Genomic DNA, 18,908 nt, shown 5'->3' with positions numbered 1-18,908 from the left:
TTCCACCTCAGGCGAGAGACAATGTTTGATAATTTAACCGATCGTTTGTCGCGTACGCTGCGCAACATTAGCGGCCGCGGACGCCTTACTGAAGACAATATTAAAGATACTCTGCGCGAAGTGCGCATGGCGCTGCTGGAGGCGGACGTTGCTCTGCCTGTGGTTCGTGACTTCATCAACCGTGTTAAAGAGAGCGCGGTTGGTCATGAAGTTAATAAAAGCCTGACCCCGGGGCAGGAGTTCGTCAAAATCGTGCGCAACGAACTGGTTGCCGCGATGGGCGAAGAGAACCAGGCGCTCGATTTAGCCGCGCAGCCGCCTGCCGTAGTTCTGATGGCCGGTTTGCAGGGGGCGGGTAAAACGACCAGCGTCGCTAAGCTGGGTAAATTCTTGCGTGAAAAGCACAAGAAGAAAGTCCTGGTGGTTTCCGCTGACGTTTATCGTCCCGCGGCGATCAAACAGCTGGAAACGCTGGCCGAGCAGGTTAGCGTCGATTTCTTTGCGTCTGACGTTGGCCAGAAACCGGTTGATATCGTTAATGCCGCGCTGAAAGAAGCGAAGCTCAAATTCTACGACGTGCTGCTGGTGGATACCGCTGGTCGTCTGCACGTTGATGAAGCGATGATGGACGAGATTAAGCAGGTCCATGCAACGCTTAATCCGGTAGAAACCCTGTTCGTTGTCGATGCGATGACCGGCCAGGATGCGGCGAATACCGCGAAAGCGTTTAACGAAGCGCTACCGTTAACCGGTGTTGTATTGACCAAAGTGGACGGCGACGCCCGCGGCGGCGCGGCGCTGTCGATTCGTCATATCACCGGCAAGCCGATTAAATTCCTCGGGGTTGGCGAGAAAACCGAAGCGCTGGAGCCGTTCCATCCGGATCGTATCGCTTCCCGTATTCTCGGCATGGGCGATGTCCTGTCTCTGATCGAGGATATCGAAAGTAAGGTCGACCGCGCGCAGGCTGAAAAGCTGGCCTCTAAGCTGAAAAAAGGCGATGGTTTTGACTTGACCGATTTCCTTGAACAGCTGCGTCAGATGAAAAACATGGGCGGTATGGCCAGCCTGATGGGCAAGCTGCCGGGCATGGGGCAGATACCGGACAACGTTAAATCGCAAATGGACGACAAAGTGCTGGTGCGTATGGAAGCCATCATCAACTCGATGACGCTGAAAGAGCGCGCTAAACCGGAAATTATTAAAGGTTCGCGTAAGCGCCGTATCGCCGCAGGCTGCGGAATGCAGGTGCAGGATGTGAACCGTCTGCTCAAGCAGTTTGACGATATGCAGCGCATGATGAAGAAGATGAAGTCGAAAGGCGGCATGATGAAGATGATGCGTGGAATGAAAGGTATGATGCCGCCAGGTTTCCCCGGAGGCCGATAGTATTGTGGCTATTGCTGCCGGCGCGCCCTTCTTTCCTGTCCCATTGTTGGCGCGCTCTGGCTATGAATTACTCGCAGGTACCCAATTTAGGGTATCTGCGGTGCCCTTCCACAGCAGAGTTTATAACTGCTGATTGCAATTTCCCCAGAAATCAGTAAAATTTTCGGGCTTTTAATATGACACCGGGCTCCGTTCCTCGATGGGGCCCGGTGTTTTATTCACACAAGAGGATGTTATGGTTACTATTCGTTTAGCACGTCACGGCGCGAAAAAGCGTCCGTTCTACCAGGTTGTTGTTACCGACAGCCGTAATGCACGCAACGGTCGCTTCATCGAGCGCGTTGGTTTCTTCAACCCGATCGCTTCTGCGACCGAAGAAGGAACTCGTCTGGATCTGGATCGTATCGCTCACTGGGTTGGCCAGGGCGCGACTGTTTCCGATCGCGTAGCTGCGCTGATCAAAGCCGCTAACAAAGCAGCTTAATCTGTCACGGTGGTCATGATGAGCAAGCAACACACCGCACAAGCACCTGTTGATCCGATTGTATTGGGCAAAATGGGTTCTTCCTACGGTATCCGTGGTTGGCTCAGAGTGTTTTCCTCCACCGAAGACGCCGAAAGCATTTTTGACTATCAGCCCTGGTTTATCCAGAAGGCGGGTCAGTGGCAGGTTGTTGAGCTGGAAAGCTGGCGCCACCACAATCAGGATATCGTCATTAAGCTGAAAGGCATTGACGATCGCGATGCAGCGAATCTATTGACTAATTGCGAAATTGTTGTGGATTCATCGCAGCTGCCTGCGCTTGAAGAGGGTGACTATTACTGGAAAGACCTGATGGGCTGCCAGGTAGTGACCACTGAAGGCTATAGCCTCGGTAAAGTCATCGACATGATGGAAACCGGGTCTAATGACGTTCTCGTCATCAAGGCAAACCTGAAAGATGCATTTGGTATCAAGGAGCGGCTGGTTCCGTTCCTCGATGGGCAGGTTATCAAGAAAGTCGATCTCGCTACTCGTACTATCGAAGTAGATTGGGATCCTGGTTTTTAAATTCTCCGAATAAACGGTAAAAAACGGCACTATGGGGATTGGCTTGTGTTTATAGGTATCGTTAGCCTGTTTCCAGAAATGTTCCGCGCAATTACCGATTACGGGGTAACTGGCCGGGCAGTAAAAAATGGCCTGCTGAGCATCCAGAGCTGGAGTCCTCGAGATTTCGCTCATGACCGGCACCGTACCGTGGACGATCGTCCTTACGGCGGCGGACCGGGGATGCTAATGATGGTGCAACCTTTGCGGGATGCGATTCATGCAGCAAAAGCCGCGGCAGGTGAAGGCGCAAAGGTGATTTATCTTTCACCTCAGGGGCGCAAGCTTGATCAAGCTGGCGTCAGCGAACTGGCAACAAATCAGAAGCTGATTTTGGTGTGCGGTCGCTACGAAGGCGTAGATGAGCGCGTAATTCAGACCGAAATTGATGAAGAATGGTCAATCGGCGATTACGTTCTCAGCGGTGGTGAGCTACCGGCAATGACGCTGATTGATTCCGTTTCCCGGTTTATTCCGGGGGTTCTGGGTCATGAAGCTTCGGCAATCGAAGATTCGTTTGCTGAAGGATTGCTGGATTGCCCGCACTATACGCGCCCTGAAGTGTTAGAAGGTATGGAAGTACCGCCGGTATTGCTGTCGGGAAACCATGCGGAGATACGTCGCTGGCGTCTGAAGCAGTCGCTGGGCCGAACCTGGCTTAGAAGACCTGAACTTTTGGAAAACCTGGCTCTGACTGAAGAGCAAGCAAGGTTGCTGGCGGAGTTCAAAAAGGAACTCGCGCAACAGCAACATAAACATGATGGGATGGCGTAAGCCCCCAATATCAGTTTACCCAGGATAAGAGATTAAATTATGAGCAACATTATTAAGCAACTTGAACAAGAACAGATGAAGCAGGACGTACCTTCCTTCCGTCCGGGTGATACCGTGGAAGTGAAAGTATGGGTTGTTGAAGGTTCCAAAAAACGTCTGCAGGCATTCGAGGGCGTGGTTATCGCTATTCGTAACCGCGGTCTGCACTCTGCATTCACTGTTCGCAAAATTTCCAACGGCGAAGGCGTTGAGCGTGTCTTCCAGACTCACTCTCCGGTAGTTGACAGCATTTCTGTCAAACGTCGTGGTGCTGTACGTAAAGCTAAACTGTACTACCTGCGTGAGCGTACCGGTAAGTCTGCTCGTATCAAAGAGCGTCTTAACTAAGATTCGCTTTCGCGACATCCTGAATGAGAGGGCTGGCCTGATGGGCCAGCCCTTTTTTTATCTTCATTTTAACTATTTCATTGAGAATCATTTACAATATGGCCCTCATTCGGAGGGACCGTGGTCAGCACTATTTTTCATCACCCGGCATCACAACGGCACGCCGCGTGGCTGGCGCTGTTTGCGATCCTGCTGATCGTGGTGGCGCCGCTGATCTCTGTCGCGCTGCAAAAAGATCCGATGAGCGGTATGCACCATTTAACGATGGAAATGACGCAAGAGATGCCATCACATCAGATGCCCATGATGCATACTGACGCCTCGATTGCGGAACACGCGCACAGCATGCCGGTCGATCATGCTGAAGCCTGCGGCTACTGCGTACTATTAGCCCACGTGCCAGGGATGATTTTTGCGCTGGTACTGCTGATCAGCCTGGTGCTTCGACGCTATAGCGCACCGGTTTTCCGTCCGGAACGGAAACACTGGCACTACTTTCCCTGGCTTTACCCTCATACCCGCGCTCCGCCGCAACAGTCTGCTTGCTTCCTTAACTAAAAAATCATGTGCGCACTGCGCAACGTTCTCTTTTGCTCTCAAAAAGGAAAAGTATGACTACCTGCACCTCGCGCGCGGCATGGCTGAACCTGCTGCGTCGTCTTCATTTCTATATCGGACTGTTTATCGGACCGTTTATCTTCGTGGCGGCTCTAACCGGTACGCTCTATGTCGCCACCCCGCAGCTGGAAAGCTGGCTCTATAAAGAGACTCTGGAGGGGACGCTCAGCGGCGAAAAGCAGCCGCTGAGCGCGCAAATTACCGTAGCAATGGAGGCGGTCCAGGGAAACCTCCGTTTGCACGCGGTTCGACCGGGGATTATGGCTGGCGATACTACCCGAGTGATGTTTATTGATCCAAATCTTGGCGAGTCTGAAACTCGGGCAATTTTTGTCGATCCGGTGACGTTACGCGTGACAGGTGATATGCCGGTTTACGGCACCAGCGGTATTTTGCCGCTGCGGCAGTGGATTGATTATGCCCATCGCTCTTTGCTGCTGGGTAACTTAGGCCGACTGTACAGCGAGCTGGCAGCCTCCTGGATGTGGGTTGCCGCTCTTGGCGGGATCGCGCTGTGGTCGATGACCCGACCGCGTCGTCGTATAAATAATAGAGTGCAGAATAACCGTCGCCTGCATGTTTCTCTCGGCTGGGCGCTGTTAATCGGTATGCTGTTATTCTCTGCGACCGGTTTGACCTGGTCACAATGGGCGGGCAGTAACGTCGACAAGATGCGCGCCGCCTTTGGCTGGTTGACGCCGCAGGTGAACGCGCAGCTGGAAAGAACCACTCCGGCAATACAGGATCCACATGCGGAACATCATATGAGACACGGGGCGATGGAGAAGACGAACGTCCCACTTCGCGTAGAGGATTTTGACGAGGTCCTGCAGGCTGCTCGCAAGTCCGGGCTGGAAGCAGGCAAGCTGGAGATTCGTCCTCCGTCGGCCTCCGGACGGGCGTGGACGGTAAATGAAATTGACAGAAGCTGGCCGACACAGGTTGATGCGGTAGCGATCGATGGTTCAAATATGCAGGTCGTGGACCGCACTCATTTTTCCGACTTTCCGCTGATGGCTAAACTAACCCGCTGGGGCGTGGATTTCCATATGGGAATTTTGTTCGGGCTTGCCAATCAGCTACTGCTTATCGTATTCGGGATTGCACTCTGCGTGATGATCGTGGTGGGGTACCGTTTGTGGTGGATACGCCGTCCCGCGAGTTCGGCCTTTAACCCGGCTAATACGCTGCTCCACGCGTGGCTGGGCTTAGCATGGCCTGCTCGTCTGTCGATCGGCGTTATCACAGTGATGTTGGGGCTGGCGCTGCCGCTAATGGGGATTAGCCTCGCGCTGTGTCTCGCCGTTGATTATCTGCGCTGGCGCGCAGCAACGGCGATGACAGAGGCTAAGTCAGTCGAATAGGTGCTTAAGGCGTGCTGATAACCACCGTGACGCGGCGGTTTTCAGCGCGTCCTTGTGCGGTAGCGTTGCTGGCTATCGGATACTTTTTCCCGAGCCCGCGAGTGGTCAAATTGGTGCGCGGAATATTTGCCCCTTCGGCCCAGGCATCCGCAACGCTGTTCGCGCGTTTAAGCGATAACATTTCGTTGTAAGCGTCTTCGCCGTAATTATCAGTATGTCCTTCGAGACGACTATGGGTAATTCCGGTGGTGGCCAGACGCGAAGCCATAGTGCGAATTTGCTGTTTGCTATCGGCACGCAGGTGATAGTCGTTTTTGTCGAATAATATGGAGTCAGATATTCCTAATGACCAGTCGCCATTGGCTTCAGTAAAGCCGTATGACTTCATTGCTGCAATTTGTTCTGCAGAGAATTTTCCTTGCGGAGCCTGACAGCCGCTTAGAAAAAGTGCGGCCAGTAAAGCAGGAGCAAAATATTTCCCGATCATGGTGATTCCTTTTATTTTTGCGTTCGCTGTAAGCGCTGGTGTTTCATCCGATACATATTTTGGTCGGCAAGTTCTTGCAGATTTTCCGCGGAGGCATGTTCCCAGGTTAATGCGTAACCAATACTCAGCGACAGCCTGACGGTGTGGCCGTTGTGGAGATTAAACGGCGGGATAAACTGTTCCGACAATGCGCTGCAGAGTGCCTGAACTTCAGCCTCTGTATGAACATTGCGCAGCAGAACGGCAAATTCATCGCCGCCGAGACGCCACGCCTGGTGCTGTTTGCCGACAAAGGCCATCAGGCGGCTGGCGACCTCAATTAACACCTTGTCGCCGGCAGCATGGCCCCAGTTATCGTTAATGAGCTTGAAATTATCGCCGTCAAGAAACAGCAGCGCAGAACTACCATGGACGGTTTCGTCTTTCATCAACGCATTAATAACGTTGCGGAAAGCGGCTCTGTTAGCCAGGCCGGTCAACGGATCGTGCAAGGAGCTACGCAGAAGCTGGGCATTTTTAGCCTGAAGCTGCCGCTGCCAGTCCTCCATCTCGCCCAGCAGACTATTAAAGTCCTGGGCAAAGAGGTGAAACTCTTCAATACGCTCTTCGGGGACCCGACGAGAGAAATGGCGATTTTCGCGGATATCATGGACTACCTCGGTAATACTCTGCAGCGCAGCCACGATGCCGCGATGCAGCGAGTGGGTAAGCAGCAATGCAATGCATGAGGCGAGAAAAATGCTGCCGGTTAGCACAATAATTGAGATACCGAGGAAATAGCTTATCAGCCTGTCCAGCGCGGTCAGACGAAGTTCACCGATAACTTTTCCCTGGTGCAGGATAGGTTGTACCGTGGGTTCCGGGAATAGCCATTTGCTGATAACGTCGCTGACTTTATCCTGCCTGGCCAGGCCATCGTTATGCCATGAGGCAAAGGGCTTCTGCCGACCGTCGACCAGGATTGCCTGCGAAAACTGTCCCTGCTTGCCCAGCGTGGCCAGGGTATCTTCAGCCGCCGCGCTATCGCCAAAGACCAGCGCGGCTTCCAGACTACGGCCCATCGTGGCGGCGGTGAGCTCCAGATTTTTTTGTGCGTATTGCTTGAGTGTGAATATGGAAGCGGCGCAGAGCAATAGCCAGACCAGTGTCATAGAGATAACAACGCTTATCATGCTGATACGGCGTAGCGCTCTTTTAAATGTGGGGCGCGGGGCCTGAGAAAAATCCTTATTCATGTGATGTTTTCCGGGCAAGCATCAGCACATCGGGATTAACCCGAACGCCGCTGTGCGTCAGTACATCCAGATTTACGGAAAATCTGACTCTCTCATTGTTTATAAGCAGGCAAAATGCGCTGCCAATAGAGCAATCGGTGTTTTGTTCCGCAATAAGCAATAGGGGCCGGTTTCCATATTTAGCTGTAAATTCAGACTGCTGAGTCGGAGATTCACTGCCAAAATAAAAACCATCGCAGGTCGTCTGTAAGGCTTCTTCCGTATTACGAACAATCACGGGTTTATAAGGCAATAATTCCGGTGCTTCTTCGGCCAGGCTATGGATATAACGTGATGTCGAAAAAATACAAAGCTTTGGCGGGCCGGATAACTGCGGCCAGCGTGTATAGGTCACGATTCCCGAAACGATCGTCCGAACATTTTCAGACGGTTCGGAGGCAACAGCAGAGATACCCACGAGCGATAGTACTAAAGTCAAAAAGAGACGGTGAAGAACTGTCATTACGGATCCGTCAGGTTGTCATAGCGCGGGGGATGCAGATTGCTGAAACCCGGGCGAAGAATAGCATTATTGCTGAAAACCGTCATTAGCCAGCCCCGCCGCTTTAAGATAATTCTCACCAGGATTTTTCGTAAAAGAATGGAGTGAAAAGAGGGGAAGTGCTGAACCTGCATGCTTGTTGTAAATATAACTGTACAGTATGAAGTGAATCTGGCGCGATTTAATTTATAACTGTAAAGTAAAATTTACGGAATATGGATTGAAATCTTTACTTCATATGGTATCGTTACGTCATCCTCGCTGAGGCAATAACTATCGCAAACGAGCTATACAGGATCGCAATCATGCAAAAAGACGCGCTGAATAACGTACATATTACTGACGAACAGGTTTTGATCACGCCGGATCAGTTGAAAGCTGAATTCCCTCTGAGCGTTGAGCAGGAAGCGCAGATCGCGCAGTCTCGTCAGACCATCTCTGACATCATCGCCGGTCGCGATCCGCGCCTGTTGGTGGTATGTGGTCCTTGTTCGATTCACGATCCTGAAACCGCCATTGAGTACGCTCGTCGTTTTAAAGCCCTTGCCGAAGAGGTCAGCGATAGCCTCTATCTGGTCATGCGCGTCTATTTTGAGAAACCCCGCACCACCGTTGGCTGGAAAGGGCTGATTAACGATCCGCATATGGATGGTTCGTTTGATGTAGAAGGCGGCTTGAAGATTGCGCGTCGTCTGCTGGTTGAGCTGGTCAATATGGGGCTGCCGTTAGCGACGGAAGCGTTGGATCCTAACAGTCCTCAATACCTCGGCGATCTGTTTAGCTGGTCCGCCATCGGCGCGCGTACGACAGAATCTCAGACTCACCGCGAGATGGCCTCCGGGTTGTCGATGCCGGTCGGCTTTAAAAACGGCACCGATGGCAGCCTTGCAACGGCAATTAACGCCATGCGCGCTGCCGCAATGCCGCACCGCTTCGTCGGTATTAACCAGGCCGGTCAGGTGTGTCTGCTGCAAACGCAGGGCAATCCAAACGGACACGTCATTCTGCGTGGCGGTAAAGCGCCCAACTACGGCCCGGAAGATGTCGCGAAGTGCGAAAAAGAGATGACTCAGGCGGGACTGAAACCCTCTCTGATGGTAGATTGCAGCCATGGGAATTCTAATAAAGACTACCGCCGCCAGCCTGCGGTTGCTGAATCCGTCGTCGCGCAGATTAAAGATGGTAATCGTTCCATTATTGGTCTGATGATTGAGAGCAATATCCACGAAGGAAACCAGTCCTCTGAGCAGCCGCGTTGCGATATGAAATACGGTGTCTCCGTGACCGATGCCTGCATTAGTTGGGAAACCACCGATGCGTTGCTCCGCGAACTTGATAAGGATCTGCGAGGCCATCTGGCGGCTCGTCTGGCGTAAGAGGATTATATGGTTGCTGAACTGACCGCGTTACGCGATCAAATTGATGAAGTCGATAAAGCGCTGCTGGAACTGCTGGCTAAGCGCCTGGAGCTGGTTGCGGAAGTCGGAGAAGTTAAAAGCCAATACGGTCTGCCGATTTACGTCCCTGAACGTGAATCGGCGATGCTGGCCTCCCGCCGTGAGGAGGCTGAGGCGCTAGGGGTTCCGCCGGATCTTATCGAAGATGTTTTGCGTCGCGTCATGCGTGAGTCTTACTCCAGCGAGAACGATAAAGGTTTTAAAACGCTTTATCCGAATCTGCGTCCGGTGGTGATCGTCGGCGGCGGCGGGCAAATGGGGCGACTGTTTGAAAAAATGCTGACGCTTTCCGGATATCAGGTGCGTATCCTCGAGAAAGACGACTGGTCTCGGGCCGAGGAGATCGTCGCCGATGCCGGAATGGTCATCGTCAGCGTACCGATTCACACAACAGCGGCAACGATTGCTCAACTGCCGCCGCTGCCGGCGGACTGCATTCTGGTCGACCTGGCCTCGGTGAAAGCGGAACCGCTACAGGCGATGCTGGCCGCGCATAACGGACCGGTATTGGGATTACACCCCATGTTTGGGCCTGACAGCGGCAGCCTGGCGAAGCAGGTCGTGGTGTATTGCGATGGCCGCCAGCCTGAGGCGTACCAGTGGTTCCTGGAACAAATCCAGGTCTGGGGCGCGCGGCTCCATCGTATTAGCGCCGTCGAACACGATCAGAACATGGCCTTTATTCAGGCGTTGCGCCACTTTGCCACCTTCGCTTATGGCCTGCACCTGGCCGAAGAGAACGTGCGACTTGAGCAACTTCTGGCGCTGTCGTCACCGATTTATCGCCTTGAACTGGCGATGGTTGGCCGGCTGTTCGCCCAGGATCCGCAGCTCTACGCAGATATTATTATGTCCTCAGAAAACAACCTGGCGCTGATTAAGCGCTACTACCAGCGCTTCGGTGAAGCTATCGGCCTGCTGGAACAAGGGGATAAACAGGCATTCATTGACAGCTTCCGTAAGGTCGAGCACTGGTTCGGTGATTATGCCCAGCGCTTCCAGAGCGAAAGCCGGACGTTGCTGCGTCAGGCAAATGATAATCGGCAGTAAGTGTTAAAAGACGTATACAATAAAGCCAGAGGGGTGACCCGCTGGCTTTTTTTATAGGGATGAAAACGATGGCTGAACCACAACCGCTGTTTGATTACACCGGGCATTTACCGGAATGTCCGACCTGGAGCGAAGCCGAACAGGCATTGTACTGGGCCGATATTATGGAGTGCGAAATTCATCGCTACGACGTGCAGACGGGCGATCATCAGGTACTGCAGTTTCCCGAAGAGCCCGGCTGTTTTGCACTACGCGAAAAGGGCGGTTTTATCGTCGCTTTACGTAGCGGTATCTGGCTCACCGATGTTCATGGATTACTGCAGCGAAAAGTCTGCGATAACCCCAGTAATCCGCAATTAGCCCGTTTTAACGATGGCGGAACCGATCGCGATGGCCGCTTTTATGCCGGGACTTTCTGGGGACCGGGAGATTTTAACGGCGCGCTCTTGATGCGCGTTGATAACGATCTCTCTCCGCAGGTTATCCAGTGCGACATTCATGGCGCCAACGGTCTGGCATTTAGTGAAGACAAGCGGTGGATGTATACCTCGGATACGCCCAATGCCGTTATCTATCGTACACCGCTGGATGAGCAGGGCGAGGTGGGTAAACGCGAGGTCTTTCGTCGCTTTCAGCCCGGTGAGGGCATTCCTGATGGCGCGGCCATCGATACTGAAGGTTGCTACTGGAGCGCGATGTTTGACGGTTGGCGTATTGCGCGCTTTTCTCCGACGGGCGAGCAACTGGAGGAGTACCGTCTACCGGTGCGTTGCCCGACGATGGTGTGCTTTGGCGGAGCGGATATGAAAACGCTCTATATCACGACCACGCGGGAGAATATGGATGCTGAAGAGCGGGCGAAATATCCGCTTTCCGGCGCGATCTTCACCCTGCCGGTGAACGTGGCAGGGATGAAGAAGTTGCCGTTTACAGAACGTTAAACCGGATCGACCGGCACCACGTTTTCGCTGGCATAACATCCCAGTACTTTCATTGAACGGGTTATCTCGGCCAGCTCTTTTAATGCCTTACGCATTGGCATTGACTCCAGGTTGGCCTGGATATCCAGATAAAACATCTCTTCCCACGGATTGCCATGAATAGGACGCGATTCCAGCTTGGTCATAATCAGGTTATGGTTTCTCAGCACCAGTAGCGCTTCTACCAGGGCCCCGGCTTGCTGGCCGGTAGCCATCAACAGAGTGGTTTTCGCCGGCACCTGATCGGAGACCTCCACCGCTTTACGCGCCAGAACGAGGAAGCGGGTGATGTTTTGCGTCTGGTTAGCCTGGCAATGTTCCAGTACCTGCAAACCGTGCAGCGCTCCGCCTGCTTCGCTGCCCAGAGCGGCAACGGTTGGCGATTTTGCCTGAGCGACCTTTTCCATCGCCGAAGACGTGCTATCGGTATATTCAATGTTCCAGTGCGGATAGCGGCTTAGATACTGGCTGCACTGCTGGAACGGCTGCGGATGGCTGTAGACCGTCGTAATCTGTTGCGCATCGGTGGATGTTGAAACCAGCACGCAGTGATCGATAGGCAGCGTCAGCTCGCCAACGATAGATAGGCTGGTGTGCTGCAGAAGGTCATAAACATCATTGATGCCGCCAGAACTGGTATTTTCAATAGGGACGACGGCGTAATCAGCCTGACCGGTTTCCACTTGCTCAAAGATATCCGCGAATTTAGCGCAGCCGCTTTCGATAAACTGTTCAAAGTGGCGGGCGGCATACTGACGAGCCGCAAGATGCGAGTATGAACCTTTGGGCCCGAGAAACGCGACTCGTGCAGAGTGCGGATTAATTTTATTCAGATGCTGCTGGAGCAGCGTTTGCTGGGTAAGGACCGAGTCTTCAATAATGAGTTGAAACAGGCGTGTGATGTAGTGGGCATCAAGATGGTGTTTTTTTCCCAGCGTCATCAGGCGTTCAAGCAGATCGCGCTCGCGGTCGATATCCCGCACCGGCCGGTGCGATGCCAGCTTGGCTTTTCCAACCTCTACGGCCAGGCCGCGGCGTTCCGCCAGCAGCGCCAGCAGTTTTTCATCCAGAGCGCTGATCTTATCGCGTAGGGCCAGTAATGGGTTTTCCTCGGTCATATGTGTTGCCTTTCTTGTTATTGATTATCAATAAAAAAGGCCTCCCTTTTGGGAGGCCTTATTGTTCGTCTTCGCATTCTTTATCACACGACGAATTGCCTCCCATTCAGGGGAAGGTAAAAAAGAATGCGAAGAAGAACGGGATGAGTTTCACGATGAATTCCTTGAGTTAGTGGGGATTACAGTACCTGTACTGTTTTCACTCTGTCAATAAAAAACGCGCCCGAAGGCGCGTGGCATGACACAAGCTTAAGTTAAGGATTACTCTTCTTCTTCCACAAAGCCTGCCTCTTTCACCGATGTGGCGGCGCGGCGGGCTTCCCCTTTGTGTTGCACTTTATTTAGCTGCCGTTCCAGCTTGTTGATCAATTCGTTGATTGCGGCATACATGTCTTCGTGCCGTGCGCTGGCAACCAGGTGACCGTTCGGCGTATTGATGGTTGCGTCAGCGACAAAACCCTGCGGCTCCTTAGAGAGGATGATATGCGGGTTGATTAAGTGAGTTTGCCATTTATCCAGTTTGGCGAGACGGTCTGCGACGTGCTGGCGAATTGCCGGAGTAATTTCCATTTGTTTACTGGTAATGTTCATTGTCATAAATTTTACCTCTTGTCTTTCCCGTCTTGGTGAATTCAGCATACCTCGCCTAATGTCAAAAAGCGTGATTTAAATCACATTTTATTGTCACTTTTTGTCAACGAATCTGTTTTGTGAGAAAGGACAGGAACAGGCGAGATTTTACTTGTCGAATGGCAGAAAGAGAGCCATATTTGATGAGTTAACTCGGGGCTAAACCGCTTCAGCTAAACTATTTAACGAATAAAAAAACGGCAGCCCTTGGGCTGCCGTTTTGTTTAGCGACCGACTATCAGGTGTTCTTGCTGTTAGCCGCAATGATCTTCGCAACCTTGTCAGCCTGAGCGTTCATTTGCATCTGACGGTAGGCATTTTCCATCTTCGGTAGCGCATCACGGGTGGCCTGCGTATCCGGGTAATTACGCAGCATGCCATCGACGCGGTTAACCACTGCAACCCATGCGCCACGATCGGTATAGTAATCGACCACTGACAGCTCGTACTTCGCCAGGCGATCCTTCAGGAACACCATACGCTTGTAAGCATCGGTAGAGTACTGACTGTTAGGATAGCCACGGACCAGCCTGGAGAAGTCGTTAAAGGCATCACGCGCGTGTTGTGGGTCGCGATCGGAGCGATCGACGCCAAAGAAGCCCTGCAGCGCACTGTCATCCAACGCCATATTTGTCAGACCACGCATATAAATGACGTAATCAATGTTAGGATGCGTAGGGTTCAGGCGTACAAAGCGATCGATGGCTGCCTGAGCCAGCGGCAGGTCTGCGTTTTTGTAGTACGCATAAATCAGGTCCAACTGCACCTGTTGGGAATAAGGTCCAAAGGGATAACGGTTATCCAACGCTTCCAGTTGCGTTATTGCCTGTTTCCAGTTACCGTCCTGCAGCTTTTGCTGAGCGGTCGCGTAGATCTCATTCGGCGGATTATCGGGCACCTCCTCCTTTGAGCCAGAGCAACCCACCAAAGCCAGGCTCAGTGTGGCTGCTGCCACCAGGTATTTCATGCGCGTCATGACGTTTTGACTTCCTCAAAATGTTTATGCGGGAGAATCTCTGTTCCTGCTCCCGATTAAGACCAGCTACAATAGCACACTATATTAAACGGCAAAGCCGTAAAACCCAACGTTAAAACGAAGAAGCTGTATATGGCACAACGAGTACAACTCAACGCAACGGTGTCCGAAAATCAACTCGGACAACGCTTAGATCAGGCTTTGGCCGAATTGTTCCCGGATTATTCGCGTTCGCGCATAAAAGAATGGATCCTTGACCAGAGAGTGCTGGTAAACGGCAGCGTCAGCGACAAGCCGAAAGAGAAAGTTCTGGGAGGGGAGACGATTGCTATCGATGTTGAAATCGAAGAAGAAGTTCGTTTCCAGGCACAGGATATTCCGCTCAATATCGTTTATGAAGATGATGACATCCTCGTAATTAATAAACCGCTCGATTTAGTTGTGCATCCTGGCGCGGGCAACCCTGACGGTACTGTGCTGAATGCGCTGTTGCACTACTATCCGGCCATTGCTGACGTGCCGCGTGCGGGGATTGTGCACCGTCTTGATAAAGACACCACCGGTTTGATGGTGGTCGCGAAGACTATTCCGGCGCAAACCCGACTGGTGGAGTCCCTGCAGCTGCGCGAAATCACCCGCGAGTATGAGGCGGTGGCGATTGGTCATATGACGGCTGGCGGAACGGTTGAAGAACCGATTAGCCGCCACCCGACCAAGCGTACGCATATGGCGGTACATCCCATGGGAAAACCGGCGGTAACACACTACCGGATTATGGAGCATTTTCGCATCCATACTCGGCTGCGCCTGCGCCTGGAAACCGGCCGTACGCACCAGATTCGCGTACATATGGCGCACATTACTCACCCGCTGGTGGGCGATCAGGTCTACGGCGGTCGCCCGCGTCCGCCCAAAGGGGCATCCGAAGAGTTCATCGCTGCCCTGCGGAAGTTCGATCGTCAGGCGCTGCATGCCACCATGCTACGCTTATACCATCCGATCAGCGGAATTGAGATGGAATGGCATGCGCCAATTCCACAGGACATGGTGGATTTGATTGATGCCATGCGCGCGGATTTTGAAGCCCATAAAGACGATATCGACTGGCTATGACTAAACTGATTGTACCGCAATGGCCGATGCCGGAAGGCGTGGCTGCCTGTAGTTCTACGCGCGCTGGCGGGGTAAGTTTATCGCCATACGATTCACTTAATCTCGGCGCCCATTGTGGAGACAATCTACAGTACGTAGAAGAGAACCGTCGGCGTATGTTCGCCGCTGGCGGCCTGCCGTCATATCCGGTATGGCTGGAGCAGGTTCACGGTACGGCAGTTTTGCGACTCGATGGCGGGCCGTACGAGTCAAAGCGAGCGGATGCTTCGTACTGCAATGTGCCGGGGACGGTCTGCGCGGTGATGACCGCTGACTGCCTGCCGGTGCTTTTTTGTAACCGCGCGGGTACTGAAGTTGCGGCTGCGCATGCCGGTTGGCGAGGGCTGTGCGAAGGCGTACTGGAAGAAACCATCGCCTGTTTCGCCGATAAACCGGAAAATATCATGGCCTGGCTTGGGCCCGCCATTGGGCCGGATGCGTTTGAGGTCGGCCCGGAAGTGCGGGAAGCTTTTATGGCAAAAGATGCCCTGGCGGAACGTGCATTTCGTCCCGCGGGCGAAAAATATTTTGCTGATATTTATCAACTGGCTCGTCAGCGTCTGGCGGGCGTTGGCGTTGAGCAGATTTACGGCGGTGACCGCTGTACCCTCAGCGAAAAGGATGATTTTTTCTCTTATCGCCGCGACAAGATGACGGGTCGTATGGCAAGTTTCATCTGGCTGATATAACCTGCCGAACTAAGACGATCCAGAAGGCAAACTTATTTTTGCATAGTTCAGGTCTTTAACCTTGAATAATTGAGGGATGACCTCATTTAATCTCCAGTAGCAAATTTGACCTGTTATGGGAGGAGTTATGCGTCTGGATCGTCTTACCAATAAATTCCAGCTTGCTCTTGCCGATGCCCAGTCCCTTGCGCTTGGGCACGACAACCAATTCATCGAACCTCTTCATCTTATGAGCGCCTTGCTGAATCAGGAAGGGGGATCGGTACGTCCTTTATTAACTTCGGCTGGCATCAACGCCGGAGAGCTACGCACGAATATTGAACAGGCGCTAAGCCGTTTGCCGCAGGTGGAAGGTACCGGTGGTGATGTTCAACCGTCCCAGGACTTAGTGCGTATTCTGAACCTTTGCGACAAGCTGGCGCAAAAGAGAAAGGACAACTTTATTTCGTCAGAACTGTTCGTTCTGGCTGCGCTTGAATCACGCGGTACGCTGACCGACCTTTTAAAATCTGCCGGAGCAACAACCGCCAACGTGAGTCAGGCGATTGAACAAATGCGCGGAGGTGAAAGCGTGAACGATCAGGGTGCCGAAGATCAACGTCAGGCATTGAAAAAATTTACCGTCGATCTGACCGAGCGTGCCGAGCAGGGCAAGCTTGACCCGGTCATCGGTCGTGATGAAGAAATTCGTCGTACGATTCAGGTTCTGCAGCGTCGTACCAAAAATAACCCGGTGCTCATCGGTGAGCCTGGCGTAGGTAAAACGGCCATTGTTGAGGGGCTGGCGCAGCGGATCGTTAACGGCGAGGTGCCGGAAGGGCTGAAGGGCCGTCGAGTTCTGGCGCTGGATATGGGCGCGCTGGTGGCGGGTGCCAAATACCGCGGTGAGTTTGAAGAACGCTTAAAAGGCGTACTGAACGATCTCGCTAAGCAGGAAGGTAACGTTATCCTGTTTATCGATGAGCTGCACACGATGGTGGGGGCAGGTAAAGCAGACGGTGCAATGGATGCCGGCAACATGCTGAAACCGGCGCTGGCGCGCGGTGAACTGCACTGTGTGGGTGCCACAACGCTGGATGAATACCGGCAGTATATTGAGAAAGATGCCGCTCTGGAACGTCGTTTCCAGAAAGTATTCGTGGCGGAGCCGACTGTTGAGGATACCATTGCGATTTTGCGTGGTCTGAAAGAACGGTATGAACTGCACCATCACGTGCAGATCACCGACCCGGCGATTGTGGCGGCAGCCACGCTGTCCCATCGTTATATTGCCGATCGACAGCTGCCGGATAAAGCCATCGACCTGATCGATGAAGCCGCTTCCAGCATTCGGATGCAGATTGACTCAAAACCGGAAGAGCTGGACCGGCTCGACCGCCGTATCATCCAGCTCAAGCTGGAGCAGCAGGCGCTGAAGAAAGAGTCTGATGACGCCAGCATTAAGCGACTGGATATGCTAAATGAGGAACTGGCGGATAAAGAACGTCAGTACTCAGAATTAGAGGAAGAGTGGAAGGCTGAAAAAGCCTCGCTTTCCGGCACTCAGACCATTAAGGCTGAACTGGAACAGGCTAAAATCGCCATTGAGCAGGCGCGTCGCGTCGGCGATCTGGCGCGAATGTCCGAGCTCCAGTATGGCAAGATCCCTGAGCTGGAAAAACAGCTGGCGGCGGCAACGCAGTCTGAAGGCAAAACGATGCGTCTGCTGCGTAACAAAGTAACGGATGCCGAAATCGCGGAAGTGCTGGCTCGCTGGACGGGTATTCCGGTGGCCAGAATGCTTGAAGGTGAACGTGAGAAACTGCTGCGTATGGAGCAGGATTTGCATAGCCGCGTTATTGGTCAGAACGAAGCGGTGGAAGCAGTATCTAACGCGATTCGCCGTAGCCGTGCTGGTTTATCCGATCCTAACAGGCCGATTGGCTCGTTCCTGTTCCTTGGGCCTACCGGGGTGGGTAAAACAGAACTCTGTAAAGCTCTGGCCAACTTTATGTTCGATAGCGACGATGCAATGGTACGTATCGACATGTCAGAGTTTATGGAGAAACATTCCGTTTCACGTCTGGTTGGGGCGCCTCCGGGATACGTGGGCTATGAAGAAGGCGGCTATCTGACCGAGGCGGTCCGTCGTCGTCCTTATTCTGTCATCCTGCTGGATGAAGTGGAAAAAGCGCACCCGGATGTCTTTAACATTCTGCTGCAGGTGCTGGATGATGGACGTTTGACCGATGGGCAGGGGAGAACGGTCGACTTCCGTAATACGGTGGTCATCATGACTTCTAACCTTGGCTCCGACCTTATTCAGGAACGCTTTGGGGCACTGGATTATGGCCATATGAAGGAGATGGTGCTGGGCGTGGTTAGTCAAAGCTTCCGTCCAGAGTTTATCAACCGTATTGACGAAGTGGTTGTCTTCCATCCGCTGGGTGAAAAACATATTGCTTCTATCGCGCAGATTCAGCTGCAGCGGTTGTATAAACGACTTGAGGAACGCGGCTACGAAGTCCACATGTCTGATGAAGCGCTGAAATTGCTGAGCGAAAATGGATACGATCCTGTTTATGGCGCACGTCCTCTGAAACGTGCTATCCAGCAACAGATCGAAAACCCGCTGGCGCAGCAGATCCTCTCCGGTGAATTGATACCGGGTAAAGCAGTGCAACTGGTTGTGAAAGATGACCGGATAGTGGCAGTGCAGTAAATCACAAACAGCAAAAACGGGCCCCTGGGGCTCGTTTTTGTTTAAAAACCAGGCAATAATCTCTTTCCTGCTGGCGATTTGGCTGAAAATTAAGCGGGTGAGTTTTTTTTTGAAAATACCGCTTGTCACTTTGAAATTACGCCCTATAATGCGCCTCCACTGACACGGAATAACGGCTTACAGCCCGCCGGGTCAGCGGGATTCAGCGATGAATACCGGCAGAGAAAAGCGAAATTAAACGCTTGACTCTGAATGAGGAAAACGTATTAT

Annotated in this window: 20 protein-coding genes and 1 other annotated feature; of the genes, 13 read left to right on the top strand and 7 right to left on the bottom strand. The window is 52.7% G+C overall.

The features are described from left to right. Positions 1 to 21 precede the first annotated feature (21 nt). The 7 genes from ffh (at position 22) to ABLV75_RS18515 (ending at position 5,622) form a co-directional block, all read left to right on the top strand. Positions 22 to 1,389, top strand: coding sequence for a signal recognition particle protein (ffh, locus tag ABLV75_RS18545; RefSeq protein ID WP_004104641.1), 1,368 nt, complete (start codon positions 22 to 24; stop codon positions 1,387 to 1,389). A 235-nt stretch (positions 1,390 to 1,624) separates the two neighbouring features. Next, the gene (rpsP, locus tag ABLV75_RS18540) at positions 1,625 to 1,873 is read left to right on the top strand and encodes a 30S ribosomal protein S16 (RefSeq protein WP_004104640.1); all 249 of its coding nucleotides are present in this window, start codon (positions 1,625 to 1,627) and stop codon (positions 1,871 to 1,873) included. Positions 1,874 to 1,891: 18 nt separating this feature from the next. Next, positions 1,892 to 2,440, top strand: coding sequence for a ribosome maturation factor RimM (gene rimM, locus ABLV75_RS18535; protein WP_004104638.1), 549 nt, complete (start codon positions 1,892 to 1,894; stop codon positions 2,438 to 2,440). A 45-nt stretch (positions 2,441 to 2,485) separates the two neighbouring features. Next, positions 2,486 to 3,253 (top strand): tRNA (guanosine(37)-N1)-methyltransferase TrmD, encoded by a 768-nt coding sequence (trmD, locus tag ABLV75_RS18530; RefSeq protein WP_004104636.1) that lies wholly within the window; start codon positions 2,486 to 2,488, stop codon positions 3,251 to 3,253. Positions 3,254 to 3,292: 39 nt separating this feature from the next. Continuing rightward, positions 3,293 to 3,640 (top strand): 50S ribosomal protein L19, encoded by a 348-nt coding sequence (rplS, locus tag ABLV75_RS18525; RefSeq protein ID WP_004104634.1) that lies wholly within the window; start codon positions 3,293 to 3,295, stop codon positions 3,638 to 3,640. A gap of 120 nt (positions 3,641 to 3,760) precedes the next feature. Continuing rightward, entirely contained in the window at positions 3,761 to 4,198 is a 438-nt protein-coding gene (locus ABLV75_RS18520; RefSeq protein WP_004104630.1) for a DUF2946 domain-containing protein, read from the top strand. Between the two features lie 53 nt (positions 4,199 to 4,251). Continuing rightward, positions 4,252 to 5,622, top strand: coding sequence for a PepSY-associated TM helix domain-containing protein (locus tag ABLV75_RS18515; RefSeq protein WP_016808272.1), 1,371 nt, complete (start codon positions 4,252 to 4,254; stop codon positions 5,620 to 5,622). A 4-nt stretch (positions 5,623 to 5,626) separates the two neighbouring features. Here the strand turns inward: ABLV75_RS18515 and ABLV75_RS18510 are convergent, their stop codons facing one another. From ABLV75_RS18510 to ABLV75_RS18500, 3 genes are read right to left on the bottom strand one after another with little or no spacing between them, the layout of a single operon-like run. Then, on the bottom strand, positions 5,627 to 6,109 hold the full coding sequence (locus ABLV75_RS18510; RefSeq protein ID WP_004104626.1) for an OmpA family protein: 483 nt from the start codon (positions 6,107 to 6,109) through the stop codon (positions 5,627 to 5,629). An 11-nt stretch (positions 6,110 to 6,120) separates the two neighbouring features. Further along, positions 6,121 to 7,344 carry a diguanylate cyclase DgcN gene (gene dgcN, locus ABLV75_RS18505; protein ID WP_023321443.1) on the bottom strand — a complete coding sequence of 408 codons (1,224 nt, stop codon included), beginning with the start codon at positions 7,342 to 7,344 and terminating at the stop codon, positions 6,121 to 6,123. Beyond that, complete coding sequence (locus ABLV75_RS18500) at positions 7,337 to 7,846, bottom strand: YfiR family protein (protein WP_004104622.1); 510 nt, start codon at positions 7,844 to 7,846, stop codon at positions 7,337 to 7,339. Before ABLV75_RS18500 ends, dgcN begins: the two co-directional genes overlap by 8 nt. Positions 7,847 to 8,190: 344 nt before the next feature. On the opposite strand from ABLV75_RS18500, the gene aroF reads away from it, so the two are divergent. The 3 genes from aroF (at position 8,191) to ABLV75_RS18485 (ending at position 11,333) form a co-directional block, all read left to right on the top strand. Further along, the gene (aroF, locus tag ABLV75_RS18495; RefSeq protein WP_004104620.1) at positions 8,191 to 9,261 is read left to right on the top strand and encodes a 3-deoxy-7-phosphoheptulonate synthase AroF; all 1,071 of its coding nucleotides are present in this window, start codon (positions 8,191 to 8,193) and stop codon (positions 9,259 to 9,261) included. 9 nt (positions 9,262 to 9,270) lie between these two features. Continuing rightward, positions 9,271 to 10,392 (top strand): bifunctional chorismate mutase/prephenate dehydrogenase, encoded by a 1,122-nt coding sequence (gene tyrA / locus ABLV75_RS18490; RefSeq protein WP_004104619.1) that lies wholly within the window; start codon positions 9,271 to 9,273, stop codon positions 10,390 to 10,392. 68 nt (positions 10,393 to 10,460) lie between these two features. Further along, complete coding sequence (locus ABLV75_RS18485) at positions 10,461 to 11,333, top strand: SMP-30/gluconolactonase/LRE family protein (protein WP_348855064.1); 873 nt, start codon at positions 10,461 to 10,463, stop codon at positions 11,331 to 11,333. Here ABLV75_RS18485 and pheA read toward each other — a convergent pair. The 4 genes from pheA to bamD form a co-directional block, all read right to left on the bottom strand. Further along, positions 11,330 to 12,490 carry a bifunctional chorismate mutase/prephenate dehydratase gene (pheA, locus tag ABLV75_RS18480; protein WP_004104617.1) on the bottom strand — a complete coding sequence of 387 codons (1,161 nt, stop codon included), beginning with the start codon at positions 12,488 to 12,490 and terminating at the stop codon, positions 11,330 to 11,332. The two genes, ABLV75_RS18485 and pheA, sit on opposite strands and share 4 nt — an antisense overlap. A 30-nt stretch (positions 12,491 to 12,520) precedes the next feature. Then, positions 12,521 to 12,645, bottom strand: a sequence feature (Phe leader region). Further along, on the bottom strand, positions 12,597 to 12,644 hold the full coding sequence (gene pheL / locus ABLV75_RS18475; protein WP_101706155.1) for a pheA operon leader peptide PheL: 48 nt from the start codon (positions 12,642 to 12,644) through the stop codon (positions 12,597 to 12,599). It overlaps the preceding feature by 48 nt. Positions 12,646 to 12,751: 106 nt before the next feature. After that, positions 12,752 to 13,087 carry a ribosome-associated translation inhibitor RaiA gene (gene raiA, locus ABLV75_RS18470; protein ID WP_004104616.1) on the bottom strand — a complete coding sequence of 112 codons (336 nt, stop codon included), beginning with the start codon at positions 13,085 to 13,087 and terminating at the stop codon, positions 12,752 to 12,754. A 271-nt stretch (positions 13,088 to 13,358) separates the two neighbouring features. Next, positions 13,359 to 14,096 carry an outer membrane protein assembly factor BamD gene (gene bamD, locus ABLV75_RS18465; RefSeq protein ID WP_004104615.1) on the bottom strand — a complete coding sequence of 246 codons (738 nt, stop codon included), beginning with the start codon at positions 14,094 to 14,096 and terminating at the stop codon, positions 13,359 to 13,361. Between the two features lie 132 nt (positions 14,097 to 14,228). Here bamD and rluD point away from each other — a divergent pair, with 132 nt between their 5' ends. The 3 genes from rluD (at position 14,229) to clpB (ending at position 18,638) form a co-directional block, all read left to right on the top strand. Continuing rightward, the gene (rluD, locus tag ABLV75_RS18460) at positions 14,229 to 15,209 is read left to right on the top strand and encodes a 23S rRNA pseudouridine(1911/1915/1917) synthase RluD (protein ID WP_348855063.1); all 981 of its coding nucleotides are present in this window, start codon (positions 14,229 to 14,231) and stop codon (positions 15,207 to 15,209) included. Further along, a complete protein-coding gene (gene yfiH, locus ABLV75_RS18455) occupies positions 15,206 to 15,937 on the top strand; it encodes a purine nucleoside phosphorylase YfiH (RefSeq protein ID WP_004104612.1) in 732 nt (243 codons plus the stop codon). Before rluD ends, yfiH begins: the two co-directional genes overlap by 4 nt. A 127-nt stretch (positions 15,938 to 16,064) precedes the next feature. Then, positions 16,065 to 18,638, top strand: a complete 2,574-nt coding sequence (clpB, locus tag ABLV75_RS18450) for an ATP-dependent chaperone ClpB (protein ID WP_004104610.1) — start codon at positions 16,065 to 16,067, stop codon at positions 18,636 to 18,638. Positions 18,639 to 18,908: the final 270 nt, after the last annotated feature.

The sequence above is a fragment of the Klebsiella sp. CN_Kp066 genome (genome assembly GCF_040065135.1).
In the GTDB taxonomy this organism is placed as follows: domain Bacteria; phylum Pseudomonadota; class Gammaproteobacteria; order Enterobacterales; family Enterobacteriaceae; genus Klebsiella; species Klebsiella oxytoca.
The sequence above is the reverse complement of the archived record's forward strand: the minus strand, read 5'-3'. Positions and strand labels throughout refer to the sequence as shown.

Coding starts and splice junctions, on each gene's coding strand:
- ffh (WP_004104641.1), top strand. CDS start 22: ATGTTTGATAATTTAACCGATCGTTTGTCGCGTACGCTGCGCAACATT.
- rpsP (WP_004104640.1), top strand. CDS start 1,625: ATGGTTACTATTCGTTTAGCACGTCACGGCGCGAAAAAGCGTCCGTTC.
- rimM (WP_004104638.1), top strand. CDS start 1,892: ATGAGCAAGCAACACACCGCACAAGCACCTGTTGATCCGATTGTATTG.
- rplS (WP_004104634.1), top strand. CDS start 3,293: ATGAGCAACATTATTAAGCAACTTGAACAAGAACAGATGAAGCAGGAC.
- ABLV75_RS18515 (WP_016808272.1), top strand. CDS start 4,252: ATGACTACCTGCACCTCGCGCGCGGCATGGCTGAACCTGCTGCGTCGT.
- ABLV75_RS18510 (WP_004104626.1), bottom strand. CDS start 6,109: ATGATCGGGAAATATTTTGCTCCTGCTTTACTGGCCGCACTTTTTCTA.
- dgcN (WP_023321443.1), bottom strand. CDS start 7,344: ATGAATAAGGATTTTTCTCAGGCCCCGCGCCCCACATTTAAAAGAGCG.
- ABLV75_RS18500 (WP_004104622.1), bottom strand. CDS start 7,846: ATGACAGTTCTTCACCGTCTCTTTTTGACTTTAGTACTATCGCTCGTG.
- aroF (WP_004104620.1), top strand. CDS start 8,191: ATGCAAAAAGACGCGCTGAATAACGTACATATTACTGACGAACAGGTT.
- tyrA (WP_004104619.1), top strand. CDS start 9,271: ATGGTTGCTGAACTGACCGCGTTACGCGATCAAATTGATGAAGTCGAT.
- ABLV75_RS18485 (WP_348855064.1), top strand. CDS start 10,461: ATGGCTGAACCACAACCGCTGTTTGATTACACCGGGCATTTACCGGAA.
- pheA (WP_004104617.1), bottom strand. CDS start 12,490: ATGACCGAGGAAAACCCATTACTGGCCCTACGCGATAAGATCAGCGCT.
- raiA (WP_004104616.1), bottom strand. CDS start 13,087: ATGACAATGAACATTACCAGTAAACAAATGGAAATTACTCCGGCAATT.
- bamD (WP_004104615.1), bottom strand. CDS start 14,096: ATGACGCGCATGAAATACCTGGTGGCAGCAGCCACACTGAGCCTGGCT.
- rluD (WP_348855063.1), top strand. CDS start 14,229: ATGGCACAACGAGTACAACTCAACGCAACGGTGTCCGAAAATCAACTC.
- yfiH (WP_004104612.1), top strand. CDS start 15,206: ATGACTAAACTGATTGTACCGCAATGGCCGATGCCGGAAGGCGTGGCT.
- clpB (WP_004104610.1), top strand. CDS start 16,065: ATGCGTCTGGATCGTCTTACCAATAAATTCCAGCTTGCTCTTGCCGAT.